Raw genomic sequence first — 17465 nt, 5'->3', positions numbered from 1 at the left:
TCCATGAGCAAGACAGAGACGACAGCGGCAGCGGCCGACGACCCGGTGGACGGCGCCTCCGACGACGCGGTGGCCGACGCGGTGGACACCTCCGGCGACGCGGTGGACGCGCCCGAGGCGTCGCTCACCCCCGAGGCCCGCGAGGCCCGCGACCTCGGCGCCGCCGGATCGCAGCTCTCCACGGCCCCCCGCGAGGAGTCCGCCATCGGCGGCCCCAGCCTCGGACCGATCGGCTGGGCGCGCTGGTTCTGGCGTCAGCTCACGTCGATGCGCGTCGCGCTGATCCTGCTCTTCATGCTGTCGCTCGCCGCCATCCCTGGCTCGCTCATCCCGCAGAACAGCGTCGACGAGCTGAAGGTCCAGACGTTCCAGGAGAAGCACGAGACGGTCACCCCGATCTACGAGAAGCTTCAACTGTTCGACGTCTACAGCTCGGTGTGGTTCTCGGCGATCTATCTGCTGCTCTTCGTCTCGCTCATCGGCTGCATCGTCCCGCGCACCTGGCAGTTCGTCGGGCAGCTGCGCGGCCGGCCGCCGGGCGCCCCCAAGCGGCTCGACAGGCTCCCCGCGTACACGACATGGCGTACGACGGCGGAGCCGCAGGAGGCCCGCGAGGCCGCGCTCGGCCTGCTCAAGCGGCGGCGCTTCCGCGCGCACACCGCCGGGGACGCGGTCGCCGCCGAGAAGGGCTACCTCCGCGAGACCGGCAATCTGCTCTTCCACATCTCGCTGATCGTGATGCTGGTGGCCTTCGCCACCGGACAGCTCTTCAAGTCCGAGGGCGGAAAGCTGGTCCTGGAGGGTGACGGCTTCTCCAACACCCTCACCCAGTACGACGACTTCAAGTCGGGCTCGATGTACGACACGGACGACCTGGAGCCGTTCAGCTTCGACCTCGACAAGTTCATCGGGACCTTCGAGCGCGACGGACCACAGGTCGGCACGGCCCGTGAGTTCGAGGCCCACGTCAGCTACACGACGGACGCGGGCGGCAAGGAGCGCAAGGCGACCATCGAGGTCAACGAACCACTGGACATCAACGGTTCGAAGGTCTACCTGATCGGCCACGGTTACGCCCCCGTCCTCACCGTCCGCGACGGCGCGGGCAAGGTGGTCTTCAACGGCGCCACCCCGCTCCTGCCGATCGACAACAACATCACCTCGACCGGTGCGATCAAGGTGATGGACGGCTACCGCGACAAGGACGGCAAGAAGCAGCAACTCGGCTTCAACGCCTTCTTCGTGCCGACGTTCGCGGGCGAGGGCAACGGCAACATGTTCTCCCAGTTCCCCGAACTGGACTATCCCGTGCTGGCGCTCACCGCGTACCGGGGCAGCCTCGGCGTCGACTCCGGTCTGCCGCAGAACGTGTACCAGCTGGACACCAGCAAGATGAAGCAGTTCAAGGACGCCGACGGCAACAAGCTCGCGCAGCGGCTGATACCCGGCGAGACGATGAAGCTGCCGGGCGGCGCGGGCTCGGTGACCTTCGAGAAGGACATCAGGCAGTGGGCGACCTTCCAGATCTCGCAGCAGCCGGGCAACGGGCTCGCGCTCGCCGGTGCGATCGGGGCCGTCCTGGGGCTCGTGGGCTCGCTCTTCATCCAGCGGCGGCGGATCTGGGTCCGCGCGGTGCGCGGCGCCGACGGCGTCACCGTCGTGGAGATGGCGGGCCTCGGCCGCAGCGAGTCGGCGAGGCTCCCCGAGGAACTGGGCGATCTGGCCCTGACGCTCAACGCGCAGGCGCCGACGGCACCGGAGCCGGAGCCGGACCCCGACCCGGACCCGGACCCGGACCCGGAGCCTGAAGCCGAGCCGGAGTCCGAAGAAGTAGCTCACGAAGCCGCAGAAGACACGTCCATCGCCGCCACTACCGGAGAGCCTGTCGAAGGGGCTGAGAAGTGATCCTCGCCGCCACCACCAACGAGAGCCTGGCGAACACCGCCAACGTGCTGGTCTATTCGTCCATGGCCGTCTACACCCTGGCCTTCTTCGCCCATATCGTCGAGTGGGTCGTGGGCAGCCGCAGCAAGGTGGGCCGTACCGCCGCCGCCCTCACCGGCACCGGCAAGACGGCCTCCGCCACCGTCCAGGTGCACACGGCGGGGAAGGAGAAGGGCGGCGGCACCGCCGTCCTGGAGCGGCCCAAGGTCATCACGCGCTCGGCGGCCGGTCGCCGCGACGTGCCCGACGGCCCCGGCGCGGCCGGCGGCACGTTCAAGGGCGACCTGTACGGACGGATCGCCGTCGCCCTGACCGCGCTCGGCTTCCTCCTTGAGGCGGCCGGTGTCGTCAGCCGCGCGATGGCGGTGCAGCGTGCGCCCTGGGGCAACATGTACGAGTTCTCCACCACCTTCTCCACGGTGGCGGTCGGCACGTACCTCGCCTTCCTCCTCGCGAAGAAGAACGTCCGCTGGATCGGACTGCCCCTGGTCACCACGGTGCTGCTCAACCTGGGCGTCGCGACGACCGTGCTCTACACCGACAGTGACCAACTGGTCCCGGCCCTGCACTCGTACTGGCTGTGGATCCACGTCTCCACCGCGATCTTCTGCGGCGCGGTCTTCTACCTCGGCGCCGTGGGCACGCTGTTCTACCTGCTGCGTGACGTGTACGAGTCCAAGATCGCCCGAGGCGCCACGGTCGGCCGCGCGTGGTCCTCCGTCATGGAGCGGCTGCCCGCCGCCGCCACGCTCGACAAGTTCTCCTACCGCGTCAACGCCGCCGTCTTCCCGCTCTGGACCTTCACGATCATCGCGGGCGCCATCTGGGCCGGCGACGCCTGGGGCCGCTACTGGGGCTGGGACCCCAAGGAGGTCTGGTCCTTCATCACCTGGGTCGCCTACGCCTGTTACCTGCACGCACGCGCCACGGCGGGCTGGAAGGGCCGCAAGGCGGCGACGCTCGCGCTGGTCGCCTTCGGCTGCTGGCTGTTCAACTACTACGGCGTGAACATCTTCGTCACCGGAAAGCACTCGTACGCGGGCGTCTGACCGCGTGACGAACGCACAGCGGCGCGTCCCCGGGCCGACCGGGGGCGCGCCGCTGCCGTACGTGAGGTGACGTGGCTCAGGCCGTCGGCGGGACGTCGTCGGCGCTGCCGCCCTTCTCGCGGCGCTCGATCTCGGCCTCACGGCGCCGCAGATCGGCCTCGCGCCGCTCCAGCTCGGCCGCCGCGTCCGCGTCCGGGGCCGCCGTTCCCGTATCCGGCTTGGTCTCGTCCTTGCCGTCCTTGCCGCTCTTGCCGTCCTTCTCAAGGGACTTGAGGAAGTCGGGGTTGTCGTCGGGCGCGACCCACCCGCCGCGACGGCCCGCCGAGCCGATACCGGCCGTGGGCTTCTTGCCCGCGATCAGCCAGGCGATCGAGCCGACCAGCGGGAAGAGCAGGACCAGCACGGCCCAGATGGGCTTGGGAATATGGCGGATGTCCTTCTCGTCGGTGGTGATGCAGTCGATGAAGGCATAGATGCTGAGAGCCAGCGGCACCAGAATCATCAGCACCCGAAGCATGGGCGGTCCCCCTGGGAGTGGAGATCGAGTACGGAGCGGTGGCCCCGGTTACAGGTCCAGGGTAGCGATTGACTTCCGCTCCCTCTCCTGAAGGATGGGGATTCCTGCCACGGTCGGCCGACCGTCTCGGTGGGTTCCCGCTTCGCTGCGCTGGGCCGGTACGAGTACCGGTCCTACCTGCGCCCGACAGGCTGACACCCCAGTCCGGCGGCCTTGGCGACGTTGACCGCCGCGTTGATGTCCCGGTCGAGGACGGCCCCGCACGCCGTGCACGTCCACACGCGGATGTGCAGGGGTTTTGGGCCGTCCTTGAAACACGCCCCAGCAGACCTGGGAGGTCGGCTCGAACCGGCCGATGCGTACGAAGGTGCGCCCGTACCGTGCGGCCTTGTACTCAAGCATCCCGACGAACGCGGACCATCCGGCGTCGTGGACGGACTTGGCCAGGCGCGTACGGGCGAGCCTCAGGCTGCGGGACCACTTCACCCGCACGTCCCCGGTCTTCGGCAAGGACAGGTCCTTGCCGGTCGTGATCTTCCACCGGGCGTTCGCGGTGAATCGCACGGCCTGCCGGTTGTCCTTGCGGGACTTGAACCGATGCGCTGGTGGAGTTCAACGGTGAGAACAACCACGTCCACCTGCTCGTGAACGTCCCGCCGAAGGTGGCGCTGTCCAAGCTGGTCAACAGCCTCAAGGGCGTCAGCTCCCGCAGGCTCCGCCAGGAATACCCGGAACTGGTCCGGCTCATAGTTCGCCGGATCCGTCGGCGGGGTCCACTGTCGACCGTGAAAGCAGTACATCGAGCAGCAGAACAATCCGCTCCAATCTGCCGGTCAGAGCACTGTTCAGAATCACTTCACCACCAGGCCGAAGCCCGGTGCACTGCGATTAGTCCCGGTAGCAGATACTGGGCGGCATGGCTTACGACGATCTTCGCTCTCTGCTCCGGGCGCTGGAGCGCGACGGCGACCTCAAGCGCATCAAGGCCGAGGTCGATCCGCATCTGGAAGTCGGTGAGATCACCGACCGGGTGAACAAGGCCGGCGGCCCCGCGCTCCTCTTCGAGAACGTCAAGGGCTCGGACATGCCCCTGGCCATGAACGTGTACGGGACGGACCGCAGGCTCCTCAAGGCGCTCGGCCTCAAGTCGTACACGGACATCAGCGACAAGATCGGCGGGCTGCTCAAGCCCGAACTGCCACAGGGATTCGTGGGCGTACGCGAGGCCTTCGGGAAGCTCGGCACGATGACGCACGTGCCGCCGAAGAAGGTGAAGCCCGGCAGCGCGCCCGTGCAGGAGGTCGTTCTCACCGGGGACGAGGTGGATCTGGACCGGCTGCCCGCGCTGTTCACCTGGCCCGAGGACGGCGGATCGTTCTTCAACCTCGGCCTGACGCACACCAAGCACCCGGAGACCGGCGTCCGTAACCTCGGGCTCTACCGGCTCCAGCGTCACGACAAGCGCACCATCGGCATGCACTGGCAGATCCACAAGGACAGCGCGAACCACTACCAGGTCGCCGCCAGGCGCGGTGAACGGCTGCCCGTCGCGATCGCGTTCGGCTGTCCGCCCGCCGTGACGTACGCCTCCACCGCGCCGCTGCCCGGCGACATCGACGAGTACCTGTTCGCGGGGTTCGTCCAGGGCAAGCGGATCGAGATGGTCGACTGCCGTACGGTGCCGCTCCAGGTGCCGGCCAACGCCGAGGTCGTCATCGAGGGCTGGCTGGAGCCGGGGGAGATGCTGCCGGAGGGGCCGTTCGGCGACCACACCGGCTTCTACACGCCACAGGAGCCGTTCCCCGCGCTGACCATCGACTGCGTGACGATGCGCAAGCGTCCGCTGCTCCAGTCGATCGTGGTCGGCCGGCCGCCGACGGAGGACGGGCCGCTGGGGCGTGCGACGGAACGGTTCTTCCTGCCGCTGCTCAAGATCATCGTGCCGGACATCGTGGACTACCACCTGCCCGAGTCGGGCGGCTTCCACAACTGCGCGATCGTCTCGATCGACAAGAAGTACCCGAAGCACGCGCAGAAGGTGATGCACGCCATCTGGGGCGCCCACATGATGTCGCTCACCAAACTGATCGTGGTCGTCGACGCCGACTGCGACGTCCACAACCTGCACGAGGTGTCCTGGCGGGCGCTGGGCAACACCGACTACGCGCGGGACCTGACGGTCGTGGAGGGACCGGTCGACCACCTCGACCACTCCTCGTACCAGCAGTTCTGGGGTGGCAAGGCCGGCATCGACGCGACGCGCAAACTCCCCGAGGAGGGGTACACGCGGGACGGCGGCTGGCCGGAGATGGTCGAGTCCGATCCGCAGACGGCGGAACGGGTGACGAAGCGCTGGCGGGAGTACGGCCTGTGACCAGTGCCGCCGAGGGAGCCGACGGACTCGTCGGGCAGGGACGACAGGGGCGTCCGGGACGGCAGGGACGGCGGCCCGGACCCGCGCCGTCCGGCTCCGGCTCCGGCAGCCGGACGCGGGCGTTCCTGCGGCTGGTGATGATCGAGCACTCGGTCTTCGCGCTGCCGTTCGCCTACATCGCCGCGCTGACGGCCATGTTCCAGCTCGACAAGAACATCCACTGGGGCCGGCTGCTGCTCGTCACGGTCGCCATGGTGGGCCTGCGGACCTTCGCGATGGCCTGCAACCGGATCATCGACCGCGAGATCGACGCCCGTAACCCCCGTACCGCGAACCGCGAGTTGGTGACCGGCGCGGTGTCGGTGCGCTCCGCGTGGACGGGCGCGCTCGTCGCCCTCGCGGTGTTCCTGGGCGCCGCCGCCCTGCTGAACCCGCTCTGTCTGGTGCTCGCACCCGTCGCCGTCGTCCCGATGGTCGTCTATCCGTACGGGAAGCGCTTCACCAACTTCCCGCACGCCATCCTCGGCCTCGCCCAGGCCATGGGCCCGGTCGGCGCCTGGATCGCGGTCACCGGCGAGTGGTCGTGGGACGCGGTCATCCTCGGTCTCGCCGTCGGCATCTGGATCGGCGGCTTCGACCTGATCTTCGGCAGCCAGGACGTCGAGGCGGACCGCGCGCACGGGGTGAAGTCCGTCCCGGCACGCTTCGGCATCCCGGCGGCGCTGTACGGCGCGCGGGTCTCGCACGCCGTGACCACCGCCCTGCTGGTCTGGTACGCGCTGGCCACCGGCGCCGGTCTGTTCTTCTGGGTCGGCCTGCTGATCGTCGCCGCCGCGTTCCTCTACGAGCACCAGGTCGTGAAGCCGAACGATCTGTCCCGGCTCAACCGTGCCTTCTTCACCGTGAACGGCTTCATCGGGATGGCGCTCTTCATCTGCGCGCTGCTCGACCTGCTCGTGCGCGGCCTGACCGTCTGACGTACCGGAGGGGGCGGTCAGGGTATGAGCGCGCCCGCCGGGCGCCGGGGGCGCCGGAACATGAACGCCGCCATGACGCCACCCACCAGCCCGAAGAGATGGCCCTGCCAGCTCACCGACGGGTTCGTCGGCAGGACGCCCCACAGCGCCGAGCCGTACATCACCAGGACCAGCACACCCACCACGATGTCCACCACGCTGCGATTGACGAAGCCGCGGACCAGCAGATAGCCGAGCAGCCCGAAGACGACGCCCGAGGCGCCCGCCGTGACGGAGTTGTCCGCGGCCGTGAGCCAGACGCCCAGGCCGCCGACCACCATGATCGTGAGGACCACGCGCAGGAAGCGGCCTATGCCGCTGAGCGCCGCGAGGAAGCCGAGCACGAGCAGCGGCACGGCGTTGGACGCCAGATGGTCGAATCCGTGGTGCAGGAAGGCCATCGGGATGACGTCGCGCAGCTCGCCCAGGTCACGCGGGCTCAGCCCGTACGTCCCCAGCGCGCCCGTCGAGGTGTCCACGGCCTCCAGGACCCAGAGCAGCGCCACCCAGCCCAGCATCAGGCCGGCCGCCGCCTTGATACGGCGCACCGCTGTCCTGTCGATGGATGAATCAGGCATGTCGCCCCCAAGAGTTCTCGTGCTCCCGTCCCTGGAACGTGCGAGGCACCGTCCCCGGTTCCTGCTTCCGGACGCCGGATAGGGTCTGACGCGTGAAACCCGGATCGGACCACGAGGACCAGCGGCACGCCGAGCGGCCCCGGCGGCCCTGGGTCGTCGGAGTCTCCGGCGCGTCGGGGACCCCGTACGCGGCGGCCGTGCTGCGCGGGCTGCTCGACGCCGGCGAGAGCGTCGATCTGATCGTCAGCCGCGCGTCGCGCCTCACGCTGCTCGACGAGACGGGGATCTCCTTCCGCGACGCGCACTGGCGGGAGGATCTGCGGACGTGGCTGGCCCGGGGGGCCGACGGCAGGCCGGACACCTTCACCCCCGACGTGTCGGACGTACGGCACTGGGCCGCCGGTGATCTGGCGGCCGGGCCGTCCTCGGGGTCGTACCCGGTCAACGGGATGCTGATCGTGCCCGCCTCCACGGCCTGTGTGGCGGGCGTCGCGCTCGGGCTCTCGAAGGACCTGCTGCAACGCGCGGCGAGCGTCACGCTCAAGGAGCGCCGCGCGCTGGTGGTCGCCGTCCGGGAGACCCCTCTGGGCGGCCAGACCCTGAAGCATCTGGTGACCCTGGACGAGGCGGGCGCCGTGGTGCTGCCCGCGTCCCCGGGTTTCTACGCGGGGGCGACGCACATCCAGGATCTGGTGGACTTCGTCGCCGGGCGGGTGCTGGACGCGGCGGGAGTGCCGCACCTGCTGTACCGCCGCTGGGAGGGGGAGCTGGGAGGCTCCCGTACGGGGCCGGGAGCACCCTAGTGCCGAGTCCGTACGGCTCCGCGGTACTGCCTTAGATTGCATACATCAATTTGCGACATTGCTGAACAATGGAAGGCTTCAGGCATATGGACGCCGTGGATAGGCAGCTCATCCAGGCCCTCAGGGAGAACGGCAGAGCTTCGTACGCCGAACTCGGCCGGCTCGTCGGGCTCTCCGGGCCCAGCGTCACCGACCGCATCAACCGGCTGGAGGCGGCCGGCGTCATCATCGGCTACCGCGCCAACGTCGACTCGGCCTCGCTCGGCCTCGGTGTCACGGCGCTCATCGGCATCTCGCTCTCCGACGCGGCCGACCACGAGGACGTCGCGCACCGGCTGCGCGGTCTGAGCGAGATCGAGGACTGCTGGTTCATCGCCGGCGACGACTCGTACATGCTCAAGGTCCGCGCCGGGGACGTCGACGGGCTGGAGAAGACGATCCGCCGTCTCGGCAGTACGAAGGGCGTCTCGCGGACCCGTACGACCATCGTGCTCTCCACGAAGTGGGAGAACCGGGTCGGCGAACTTCCCGACGAAACGTAGGCGTACGGTTGGTGGAGCCTGATAACCGGGCGTCCGGCGGACAAATGGCACACACAGTGGGAGGCGCCGCATGACTGCATCTGTCATGGATGTGGGGCTCAAGCGCGAGCTGGAGGAGAAGGTCAGGGCCGGTGAGCGGCTGACCCGTGAGGACGGCATCGCCCTCTACGAGTCGGACGACCTGGCCTGGCTGGGCGGTCTCGCGCACGAGGTGCGGACGCGCAAGAACGGCGACGTCGTCCACTTCAACGTCAACCGTCACCTCAACATGACGAACGTCTGCACCGCGTCGTGCGCCTACTGCTCGTTCCAGCGCAAGCCGGGCGAGAAGGACGCGTACACGATGCGCATCGAGGAGGCCGTCCGCCTCGCCACGGCGATGCGCGGCGAGAACCTCACCGAGCTGCACATCGTCAACGGGCTCCACCCGACGCTCCCTTGGCGCTACTACCCGCGCTCGCTCAAGGCGCTCAAGGAGGCCCTGCCGGAGGTCTCGCTGAAGGCGTTCACGGCCACCGAGATCCATCACTTCGAGACGATCTCCGGGCTGAGCGCCAGTGAGATCCTGGACGAACTGATCGACGCCGGGCTGGAGTCGCTGACGGGCGGGGGCGCCGAGATCTTCGACTGGGAGATCCGCCAGCACATCGTGGACCACCGCACGCACTGGGAAGACTGGTCGCGCATCCACCGGCTCGCGCACGAGAAGGGCCTCAAGACCCCGTGCACGATGCTGTACGGGCACATCGAGGAGCCCAGGCACCGGGTCGACCACGTCCTGCGGCTGCGTGAACTCCAGGACGAGACCGGCGGGTTCCAGGTCTTCATCCCGCTGCGCTACCAGCACGACTTCGTGGACATGCGGGACGGCAAGGTCCGTAACCGTCTCCAGGCGCGTACGACGATGGCCACCGGCGCCGAGGCGCTGAAGACCTTCGCCGTCTCGCGGCTGCTGTTCGACAACGTCCCGCACGTCAAGGTCTTCTGGGTGATGCACGGCGTGCAGACCGCCCAACTCGCCCTCCAGCACGGCGCGGACGACATGGACGGCTCGGTCGTCGAGTACAAGATCACGCACGACGCGGACAACTACGGCACGCCGAACAAGCTCGGCCGTGAGGATCTGCTCGACCTGATCCGCGATGCCGGGTTCCGGCCCGTCGAGCGCAACACGCGTTACGAGATCATCCGGGAGTACCCGGGCCCCGAGGCGGACCGGCGCGAGACGCCGCAGCCCATGCGGCTCTGACTCCCCGGTGCGTGTGCGTCGAGAAGCCCAGCTCCCCGAGCTGGGGCTTCTCGCGTGGTGGAACGGGGTTGAGTGGGTGGGTTCGTAATGGTTAGTGTGCTGGAATGCCACTTACATTCATCCTGGACCCGCCCGTTGATCCGGCCCTGCGCGACGGCATCGTCACACTCTGGACGGACGTCTCCGACGCGGGCGGCGCGGTCGGTTTCGTACCGCCGGTCAACCCCGGCGACGTACGGGCCGAGCTGGTCAAGCACCTCGCGTCGATGGCCGAGGGCCGGACCCGGCTGCTCGTCGGGTACGACGAGGCGGGTGCCGTGGCGGCCACCGCGTTCCTCAACGCCAACACCCACCGGCTGATGCGGCACTGGCTCTGGCTCTACACGGTGATGGTCCACCCGCGCCACCAGGGCAAGGGGTACGGCCGCGACCTGATGGACGCGACGGCCGACGCCGCCCGCGGCATCGACGGCATCGAGGCGATACGGCTCACCTGCCGGGGCGGCGCGGGCCTGGAGCGCTTCTACGCGTCGTGCGGCTACAAGGAGGTCGGCCGGGTGCCGGACGCGATACGGGTGGCGCCCGGCGACGACCGGGACGACATCACGATGCTGCTGCCGCTGCGCTGAGCCAACCCCCCTAAATGGGGCGCCGGGCGGCGTGCTTCACTGGACGGGTACGTCAGGACGGGTACGTCACCACGAAGAGAGAGGGCCGCTGTGACCGCCGCCAGAACGAGCGCCACGATCCGGTACACCGCGATGCGCCTGGGCATCTTCGTCGGCTGCTTCGTCGTCGTCGCCACCCTGGTCCAGTTCGGCGCGCTGCCCAAGGGTCTCGGAGACTCCAACTTCGTCTGGGTGCTGCTGCTCGCGCTCGTCATCTCCGCGCCGCTCAGCTTCATCCTGCTGCGCAAGCAGCGCGACGAGATGTCCGCGCAGATCGTCGGCAAGGTCGACGGCGCCAAGGCCAGGCTTGAGGCCAACCGGACGCAGGAGGACGGCGCGACGACCCCGTAGGGCCGTGTAGGCGCCGCGTAAGTTTCATCACACCCGTACGCCGGTCCACGACGCCTCAGCCCTCTCCAGGCTGGGGCGGCGGCGTTTGTGGGGTTCGATACCTCAAAGCAGACCTTTGAGTATCCCAAAGTCCCGGTGTTAATGTACTGAGCATGCAGACATCAGTGCGCCATCATGCCGCGAGCCTCCCGCTCGTGGCGCGCCTGCATGTCGATCTCTGCCGCTGCATGTCCGCGATCTGTAGCTAGGGCGGTCACGGCCCTGGGGCCGCCCGTCGGCCCGCGCGCCGACCCGAGCCCCGCTTCATGCGGCGGCGCCACTTCTGACGCACGGGCGCCGCACCCCCCAGTTCCACCCCTCGTCCCCGTCCCCGTATCTCCGTATGCCCAACTGGAGTGTGTCCGTGTCCGCGAATTCCGAGCCCGCCACCACCGGCAAGGCCGCCAAGGCCGCCAAGGCCGCCAAGCCGGCCGGTTCAGGCCCCGGTTTCTCCCTGCCCAAGGTCCCGTTCTGGGCCCAGATAGTCGCCGGTCTCGTTCTCGGCGTCCTGCTCGGCTGGCTCGCCCGCAGCCAGGACATCGGTTGGCTCTACACCACGCTCGACAACGTCGGCGGCATCTTCATCCAGCTGCTGAAGCTGGCCGTCGCCCCGTTGGTCTTCTTCGCGATCCTGGTGTCGATCACCAATCTCCGCAAGGTCAACAACGCCGCCAGGCTGGCCTCGCGCACGCTGCTCTGGTTCATGATCACGTCGCTGATCGCCGTCGCCATCGGCATCGTGATCGGCCTGGTCACCAACCCGGGCGCCGGCACCGGCCTCACCCCGAAGGACGGCGAGAAGCCGGACGGTTCGGGCTCCTGGATCGACTTCCTCACCGGCATCGTGCCGCAGGACGTCATCTCCCCGTTCGCCGAACTCAACGTCCTCCAGATCGTCTTCATGGCCGCCGTCGCCGGTATCGCCGCGCTCAAGCTCGGCGACCGCGCCGCGCCGATCCTCGCCCTCAGCGAGTCGGTGCTCGAACTGCTCCAGAAGGCGCTGTGGTGGGTCATCCGCCTCGCCCCGATCGGCACCATCGGCCTCATCGGCTTCGCCATCGCGGACTACGGCTGGGACCTGATCGGCAAGTACGCGACCTTCACCGCCGATGTGTACATCGGCTGCGCGCTCGTGCTCTTCGGCGTCTACCCGCTGCTGCTCGCGACGGTCGCCAAGGTCAACCCGATCCAGTTCTTCAAGGGCGCCTGGCCCGCGATCCAGCTGGGCTTCGTCTCCCGCTCCTCCGTCGGCACGATGCCCGTCACGGTACGGGTGACCGAGCGCCTGGGCGTGCCGAAGGAGTACACCAGCTTCGCCGTCCCGTTCGGCGCCACCACCAAGATGGACGGCTGCGCCGCGATCTACCCGGCGCTGGCGGCGATCTTCATCGCGCAGATCTTCGACGTCCAACTCGGCATCCAGGACTACCTGTTGATCGCCTTCGTCTCGGTGGTCGGCTCGGCGGCCACGGCCGGCCTCACCGGCGCCACGGTCATGCTGACCCTGACCCTCTCCACGCTGGGCCTGCCGCTGGAGGGCGTGGGCCTGCTGATGGCGATCGACCCGATCCTGGACATGATGCGCACGGCGACGAACGTCGCGGGACAGGCCCTGGTCCCGGTCATCGTCGCGGCCCGCGAGAAGATCCTGGACCACGACAAGTACAACTCGGCGTCGGCGTCCCCGATCGACGAGTTCGACCCCGAGCCGAGCGACCGCGAGAGCGCGGTCCCGGTCGCCGCCTGACGCGCCGACCGAACTCCGTTCGCCTCCTGGCGGCGCCCCCCGACCGAAGGGCCGGGGGGCGCCGCCATGTTGTGGCTCCGACCGTAGGCTTGAGCCGTTTCGGGGGCATGGGGGCATGGGGCGGGAGGACGGGCCACGTGGATTCAGCGGGTGCGGGGAAGAGTAAACGGATGCCGCGCGAGGTGCGCGAGCGGCAGATGATGGACGCCGCCGTGGCGACCTTCGGGCAGCGGGGCTACCGGGCGGCTTCGATGGACCAGATCGCCGAACTGGCCGGAGCCTCCAAGCCGTTGGTGTATCTGTATCTCAACTCCAAGGAGGAGCTGTTCATCGCGTGCATCCGCCGCGAGGCACCGGCTGCGAGTTCGCCCCCCGCTGCCCGGAGGCGGAGGCCGCGTGCGAGACGTGGCGGCCCGAGCCGGTCGCGCTGGACGGCGGAGGCACGGCGGCCTGCCGCAGGCTGCCGGTCACGACGGTCACGACGGATACCCACGCAACGACGGCCAGGGAAGGGAGCGTGCGATGAAGGACGTCGGAGAAGGCCACGCGCTGGCCGTGGAGGGGCTGCACAAGCAGTACCCGATGCCCGGCGGCGGCCGGCTCACCGCGGCCGAATCGGTCGGCTTCACCGTCCCCGCGGGCGGCTCGCTCGGCATCGTGGGGGAGTCCGGGTCGGGCAAGACGACCGTCGCGCGGATGCTGGTGGGTCTCGTACGTCCCGACGCCGGCACCGTACGGGTGGCGGGCCGGGTCCGCGAGCCCCGCGCACCACGCGGCAGGGCGGCCCGGCTGGCCAGGGCCAGGGAGATCCAGATGGTCTTCCAGGACCCGTACGTCTCGCTCGATCCCCGGCTGACGTCCCGTCAGTGTCTCGCCACCGCACTGCGGTCGCACGGCCGTGAGGACTCACTCGCCGACGGGCTGCTCGACCGCGTGGGGCTCGGCGCCCGCGAGGCCGGGGCGCGTCCGCACGGGATGTCGGGCGGCCAGCGGCAGCGGCTCGCGATCGCGCGGGCGCTGGCCGTCGACCCGAAGGTGCTGGTCCTCGACGAGGCGGTGGCCGCGCTGGACGTGTCCATCCAGGCGCAGATCCTCCAACTCCTGGGCGAGATACGCCGGGACGCCGGTGTCGCGCTGGTCTTCGTGAGCCACGACCTGGCGGTGGTGCGCCACATCACCGACGAAGTACTGGTCATGCGGCGCGGCTCGGTGGTCGAACAGGGCCGACGCGTGGGGTGCTGGCCACCCCGGACCACCCGTATACCCAGCGCCTGCTGGCGTCCGTGCCCCGGCCGGGCTGGGACCCGGCGGCGGTGGTGGGGGCGTAACCACCCGGACAAGGCAGGAGCCCTGCTCCCCGCATTGGACACGCGGGGAGCAGGGCTCCTTGGGTGCTGCGTAATATCCGTGCGATCTACCGACCCGGGCAACTAGGCCGGGGTTACGTTCTCCGCCTGCGGGCCCTTCGGGCCCTGGGTGACGTCGAAGTTCACGACCTGGTTCTCCTCAAGGGAGCGGAATCCGGTCGCGTTGATCGCGGAGTAATGGACGAAGACATCCGGGCCGCCGCCGTCCTGGGCGATGAAGCCGAAGCCCTTTTCAGCGTTGAACCACTTGACGGTTCCGGTAGCCATAAGCCCTCCTTGGGCCAAAGGGTTGCCCTGCTCCAGAACCTGCAAACAAGTCTGAAAACTACAAAAGCCTGCGGGTCACATGCTCCGCAGGCTCTGTACTGCAAGGGAAACCAAACTGCAACTTGCGGCGAGCCTAGCACGCGGCTCACGGGCAGCGGTAGGGGGAAAGATCACCCAAAGATCACCTCACCCGGACGTTTGAAGAGGGCTCCGGCGGGCTGACGTGGCGGGGTCCCCGACGGGGTGCCTGACGTGCGAGGGAGCCCGACACGGCCGCCTTCCCCGGCACCCCCGGGCGGCCCCGCCCGCCCCGCGGGGCTAGCCTCGCGTGTGTGGACAGCTCCCCTGAAAGCACAGCAGGCCCCGAGAGCGGCGGAAGCGATCACCCCCGCGTCCGGCCGCGCGTCGGCCACATCCAGTTCCTGAACTGCCTCCCCCTTTACTGGGGACTCGGCAGAACAGGCGCCCTCTTCGATCTTGAGCTGACGAAGGACACCCCGGAGAAGCTCAGTGAGCGCCTCGTGCGCGGAGATCTCGATATCGGACCCGTCACCGTGGTCGAATTCCTCCGCAATGCCGAGGACCTCGTCGCATTCCCCGATCTCGCGGTGGGCTGCGACGGTCCCGTCATGTCCTGCCTGATCGTCTCGCAGGTGCCCCTCGCTGAACTCGACGGGGCGCGGGTCGCCCTCGGCTCGACCTCGCGGACCGCCGTGCGGCTCGCGCAGCTCCTGCTCGCCGAGAAGTACGAGGTCACTCCCGACTACTACACGTGCCCGCCCGACCTCGGGCTGATGATGCGCGAGGCGGACGCGGCCGTACTGATCGGCGACGCGGCCCTGCGCGCCTCGCTGCACGACGCGCCCCGGCTCGGGCTGCAGGTCCACGACCTCGGGCAGATGTGGAAGGACTGGACGGGGCTCCCGTTCGTCTTCGCGGTGTGGGCGGCGCGCAAGGACTACCTGGCGCGCGAGCCCGAGACCGTGCGCCATGTGCACCAGGCGTTCCTCGCCTCCCGTGACGTGTCGCTGGAAGAGGTCGCGAAGGTCGCCGAACAGGCCGCGCGCTGGGAGACCTTCGACGCGAAACTGCTGGAGCGCTACTTCACGACGCTCGACTTCCGCTTCGGGCCCGAACAGCTCGCGGGGGTACGGGAGTTCGCCCGCCGGACCGGACCCACCACCGGCTATCCCGCCGACGCCCGGGTCGAGTTGCTGCCGTCCTGAGAAGGTGGGGGGACACACACGGGAACGGGGAGGGGACGGGATGCGGCCGCTCGACGCGGACGGGCCTCGCACCATCGGCGCGTACCGGCTGCTCGGCAGGCTCGGCGCCGGCGGAATGGGCCGGGTCTATCTGGCCAGGTCCGAAGGCGGCCGTACGGTCGCCGTGAAGGTCATCCATCCGCACTTGGCGCTGGACGAGGAGTTCCGGGCCCGCTTCCGCCGGGAGGTGGCGGCGGCCCGCCGGGTCGGCGGCGCGTGGACGGCGCCGGTGCTCGACGCCGACCCGGAGGCGGCCACCCCGTGGGTCGCCACCGGTTATGTGGCCGGTCCCTCGCTGACGCAGGCGCTCGCGACGTACGGCCCGCTGCCCGAGCGGACGGTTCGGGCGCTGGGCGCCGGACTCGCCGAGGCGCTGGGCGCCGTCCACGAGTTGGGTCTCGTCCACCGCGACGTCAAACCGTCGAACGTCCTGCTGGCCCTCGACGGCCCGCGGCTCATCGACTTCGGCATCGCCCGCGCCACGGATGGCACCGCCTCGCTCACCTCCACCGGCGTCTCGGTCGGCTCGCCCGGCTACATGTCCCCCGAGCAGATACTCGGCAGGGGCGTCACGGGCGCGGCCGACGTGTTCTCACTGGGCGCGGTGCTCGCGTACGCCACGGCCGGGGTGAGCCCCTTCCCCGGCGACTCGTCCGCCGCGCTGCTCTACAAGGTGGTCCACGAGGAGCCGGAACTGGGCTCGCTGGACGGCGAGTTGAAGGAACTGGTCGCCCACTGCCTGGCCAAGGACCCGGCCGCGCGCCCCACGCCCGCCGAGGTCGCCGCGCGCCTCGCGCCCGCGCCCGGCGGGGCGGTCGCGCTGGTGGACGCGGGCTGGCTGCCGGACCCGCTGGTACGGGAGGTCAGCCGGGCCGCCGTACAACTGCTGGACCTGGAGACCGCGCAGCCCGTACGGAGCGCGCCCGGCCCGCCGGTGCGCTGGCCCACGCCGCCGCCGCCCGACACGCTCCCGCCGTCAGCCCCGCTGGGCGAGTTCGGGCCGCCGACACAGCCGGACGCGCTCGCGCACCCGGTCGGCCCGCCCGGCCCCCGTACGGCCGACGGTGACGGCGGTCCCCACGACCCCCCGCTGTCCCTCTCGGTCACCGCCGGCCGGGCCGGGCCGCGCCACCGCAAGGTGAGCTGCACGCTCGCCCTCGCCGTGGCGGGAGCGCTGGCCGCGGTCACGCTGGGCGGGACGATGCTCATCGACCAGTTCTCGCAGTCCTCGGACAACAAGAAGTCCGACTCGGCCGACCAGGGTCCTGCGGGCACGGGGCCGAGCGCGTCGGACACGCCCCGCGGGGCCGCGCTTCCGGGCGTACCGAAGCGGTTCGTCGGCACCTGGAAGGGACCGACGACCGAGGACAACGGGCTGCCGCACGGCGACTACACGGTCGAGATCGGCGCGGGCGGGAAGGGCGAGAAGGTGCTCCGCTCGACCAGCGTCCTCTCGGTCCTCGGCGTCGAGGCCACGTGCTACGGCGTGGGCACGCTGGTGTCGGCCACCGCGGAGGAGATCAAGGTCGAGGAGTCGACCGATCCCGGCCGGCCCGGCAAGGCGGGGATGTGCACGACCACGACGGCCGCCGCCCTGACGTTCACCCTCACCGGGGACGGTGACCTGCGGTTCACCTCGCGGGAGGACGCGGCGGGCAACCCCACGGGCACGCTCAGGAAGCAGTAGCC

Annotated in this window: 16 protein-coding genes and 4 pseudogenes; 16 read left to right on the top strand and 4 right to left on the bottom strand. The window is 69.7% G+C overall.

Going from position 1 to position 17465, the window contains the following annotated elements; translation table 11 throughout:
- The first annotated feature begins 3 nt into the window (after positions 1-3).
- Both OG700_RS15555 and ccsB read left to right on the top strand, forming a co-directional pair.
- The gene (locus OG700_RS15555) at positions 4-1905 is read left to right on the top strand and encodes a cytochrome c biogenesis protein ResB (protein WP_405613883.1); all 1902 of its coding nucleotides are present in this window, start codon (positions 4-6) and stop codon (positions 1903-1905) included.
- Positions 1902-2993: a c-type cytochrome biogenesis protein CcsB gene (gene ccsB, locus OG700_RS15550; protein ID WP_405613881.1), complete on the top strand. Its 1092-nt coding sequence runs from the start codon at positions 1902-1904 to the stop codon at positions 2991-2993. Before OG700_RS15555 ends, ccsB begins: the two co-directional genes overlap by 4 nt.
- 76 nt (positions 2994-3069) lie before the next feature.
- Here the strand turns inward: ccsB and OG700_RS15545 are convergent, their stop codons facing one another.
- Both OG700_RS15545 and OG700_RS15540 read right to left on the bottom strand, forming a co-directional pair.
- Positions 3070-3510: a PLD nuclease N-terminal domain-containing protein gene (locus tag OG700_RS15545; RefSeq protein ID WP_405613879.1), complete on the bottom strand. Its 441-nt coding sequence runs from the start codon at positions 3508-3510 to the stop codon at positions 3070-3072.
- 48 nt (positions 3511-3558) lie between these two features.
- Positions 3559-4113 (bottom strand): annotated as a pseudogene (locus tag OG700_RS15540) (zinc ribbon domain-containing protein); the annotation flags it as partial.
- On the opposite strand from OG700_RS15540, the pseudogene OG700_RS15535 reads away from it, so the two are divergent.
- From OG700_RS15535 to mqnP, 3 genes and pseudogenes are all read left to right on the top strand, one after another.
- A pseudogene (locus tag OG700_RS15535) lies at positions 4113-4242 on the top strand (transposase); the annotation flags it as partial. The pseudogenes OG700_RS15540 and OG700_RS15535 sit on opposite strands and share 1 nt — an antisense overlap.
- A gap of 184 nt (positions 4243-4426) precedes the next feature.
- A complete protein-coding gene (locus tag OG700_RS15530; protein WP_405613877.1) occupies positions 4427-5884 on the top strand; it encodes a menaquinone biosynthesis decarboxylase in 1458 nt (485 codons plus the stop codon).
- The gene (gene mqnP / locus OG700_RS15525; RefSeq protein WP_405613875.1) at positions 5881-6861 is read left to right on the top strand and encodes a menaquinone biosynthesis prenyltransferase MqnP; all 981 of its coding nucleotides are present in this window, start codon (positions 5881-5883) and stop codon (positions 6859-6861) included. The genes OG700_RS15530 and mqnP overlap by 4 nt, the downstream gene beginning before the upstream one ends.
- 17 nt (positions 6862-6878) lie before the next feature.
- Here the strand turns inward: mqnP and OG700_RS15520 are convergent, their stop codons facing one another.
- Positions 6879-7478 (bottom strand): rhomboid family intramembrane serine protease, encoded by a 600-nt coding sequence (locus tag OG700_RS15520; RefSeq protein WP_405613873.1) that lies wholly within the window; start codon positions 7476-7478, stop codon positions 6879-6881.
- A 92-nt stretch (positions 7479-7570) separates the two neighbouring features.
- Between OG700_RS15520 and OG700_RS15515 the strand changes: the two genes are divergently transcribed.
- The 9 genes and pseudogenes from OG700_RS15515 to OG700_RS15475 all read left to right on the top strand — a co-directional run bounded on the left by OG700_RS15515 (position 7571) and on the right by OG700_RS15475 (position 14205).
- On the top strand, positions 7571-8281 hold the full coding sequence (locus OG700_RS15515; protein ID WP_405613871.1) for a UbiX family flavin prenyltransferase: 711 nt from the start codon (positions 7571-7573) through the stop codon (positions 8279-8281).
- 86 nt (positions 8282-8367) lie between these two features.
- The gene (locus OG700_RS15510) at positions 8368-8823 is read left to right on the top strand and encodes an Lrp/AsnC family transcriptional regulator (RefSeq protein ID WP_405613869.1); all 456 of its coding nucleotides are present in this window, start codon (positions 8368-8370) and stop codon (positions 8821-8823) included.
- 85 nt (positions 8824-8908) lie between these two features.
- Positions 8909-10072 (top strand): aminofutalosine synthase MqnE, encoded by a 1164-nt coding sequence (gene mqnE / locus OG700_RS15505; protein WP_405621737.1) that lies wholly within the window; start codon positions 8909-8911, stop codon positions 10070-10072.
- 104 nt (positions 10073-10176) lie between these two features.
- Entirely contained in the window at positions 10177-10701 is a 525-nt protein-coding gene (locus tag OG700_RS15500) for a GNAT family N-acetyltransferase (protein WP_405613867.1), read from the top strand.
- Between the two features lie 90 nt (positions 10702-10791).
- A complete protein-coding gene (locus OG700_RS15495) occupies positions 10792-11091 on the top strand; it encodes a DUF4229 domain-containing protein (protein WP_405613865.1) in 300 nt (99 codons plus the stop codon).
- Between the two features lie 403 nt (positions 11092-11494).
- On the top strand, positions 11495-12877 hold the full coding sequence (locus OG700_RS15490; protein ID WP_405613863.1) for a dicarboxylate/amino acid:cation symporter: 1383 nt from the start codon (positions 11495-11497) through the stop codon (positions 12875-12877).
- Positions 12878-12984: 107 nt separating this feature from the next.
- Positions 12985-13236, top strand: a pseudogene (locus OG700_RS15485) (helix-turn-helix domain-containing protein); the annotation flags it as partial.
- Positions 13212-13403 (top strand): hypothetical protein, encoded by a 192-nt coding sequence (locus OG700_RS15480; RefSeq protein WP_405613861.1) that lies wholly within the window; start codon positions 13212-13214, stop codon positions 13401-13403. The pseudogene OG700_RS15485 and the gene OG700_RS15480, both read left to right, overlap by 25 nt.
- Positions 13400-14205 (top strand): annotated as a pseudogene (locus OG700_RS15475) (ABC transporter ATP-binding protein). Before OG700_RS15480 ends, OG700_RS15475 begins: the two are co-directional and overlap by 4 nt.
- A gap of 102 nt (positions 14206-14307) precedes the next feature.
- Here the strand turns inward: OG700_RS15475 and OG700_RS15470 are convergent.
- On the bottom strand, positions 14308-14511 hold the full coding sequence (locus OG700_RS15470; RefSeq protein WP_017948713.1) for a cold-shock protein: 204 nt from the start codon (positions 14509-14511) through the stop codon (positions 14308-14310).
- 332 nt (positions 14512-14843) lie between these two features.
- On the opposite strand from OG700_RS15470, the gene OG700_RS15465 reads away from it, so the two are divergent.
- Both OG700_RS15465 and OG700_RS15460 read left to right on the top strand, forming a co-directional pair.
- Entirely contained in the window at positions 14844-15737 is an 894-nt protein-coding gene (locus OG700_RS15465; RefSeq protein WP_405613859.1) for a menaquinone biosynthetic enzyme MqnA/MqnD family protein, read from the top strand.
- A 40-nt stretch (positions 15738-15777) separates the two neighbouring features.
- On the top strand, positions 15778-17463 hold the full coding sequence (locus OG700_RS15460) for a serine/threonine-protein kinase (RefSeq protein ID WP_405613857.1): 1686 nt from the start codon (positions 15778-15780) through the stop codon (positions 17461-17463).
- Positions 17464-17465: the final 2 nt, after the last annotated feature.

Source organism: Streptomyces sp. NBC_01508, from assembly GCF_045040315.1.
Classification (GTDB): Bacteria; Actinomycetota; Actinomycetes; order Streptomycetales; family Streptomycetaceae; genus Streptomyces.
This window is presented reverse-complemented; position numbering and strand designations above follow the sequence as displayed.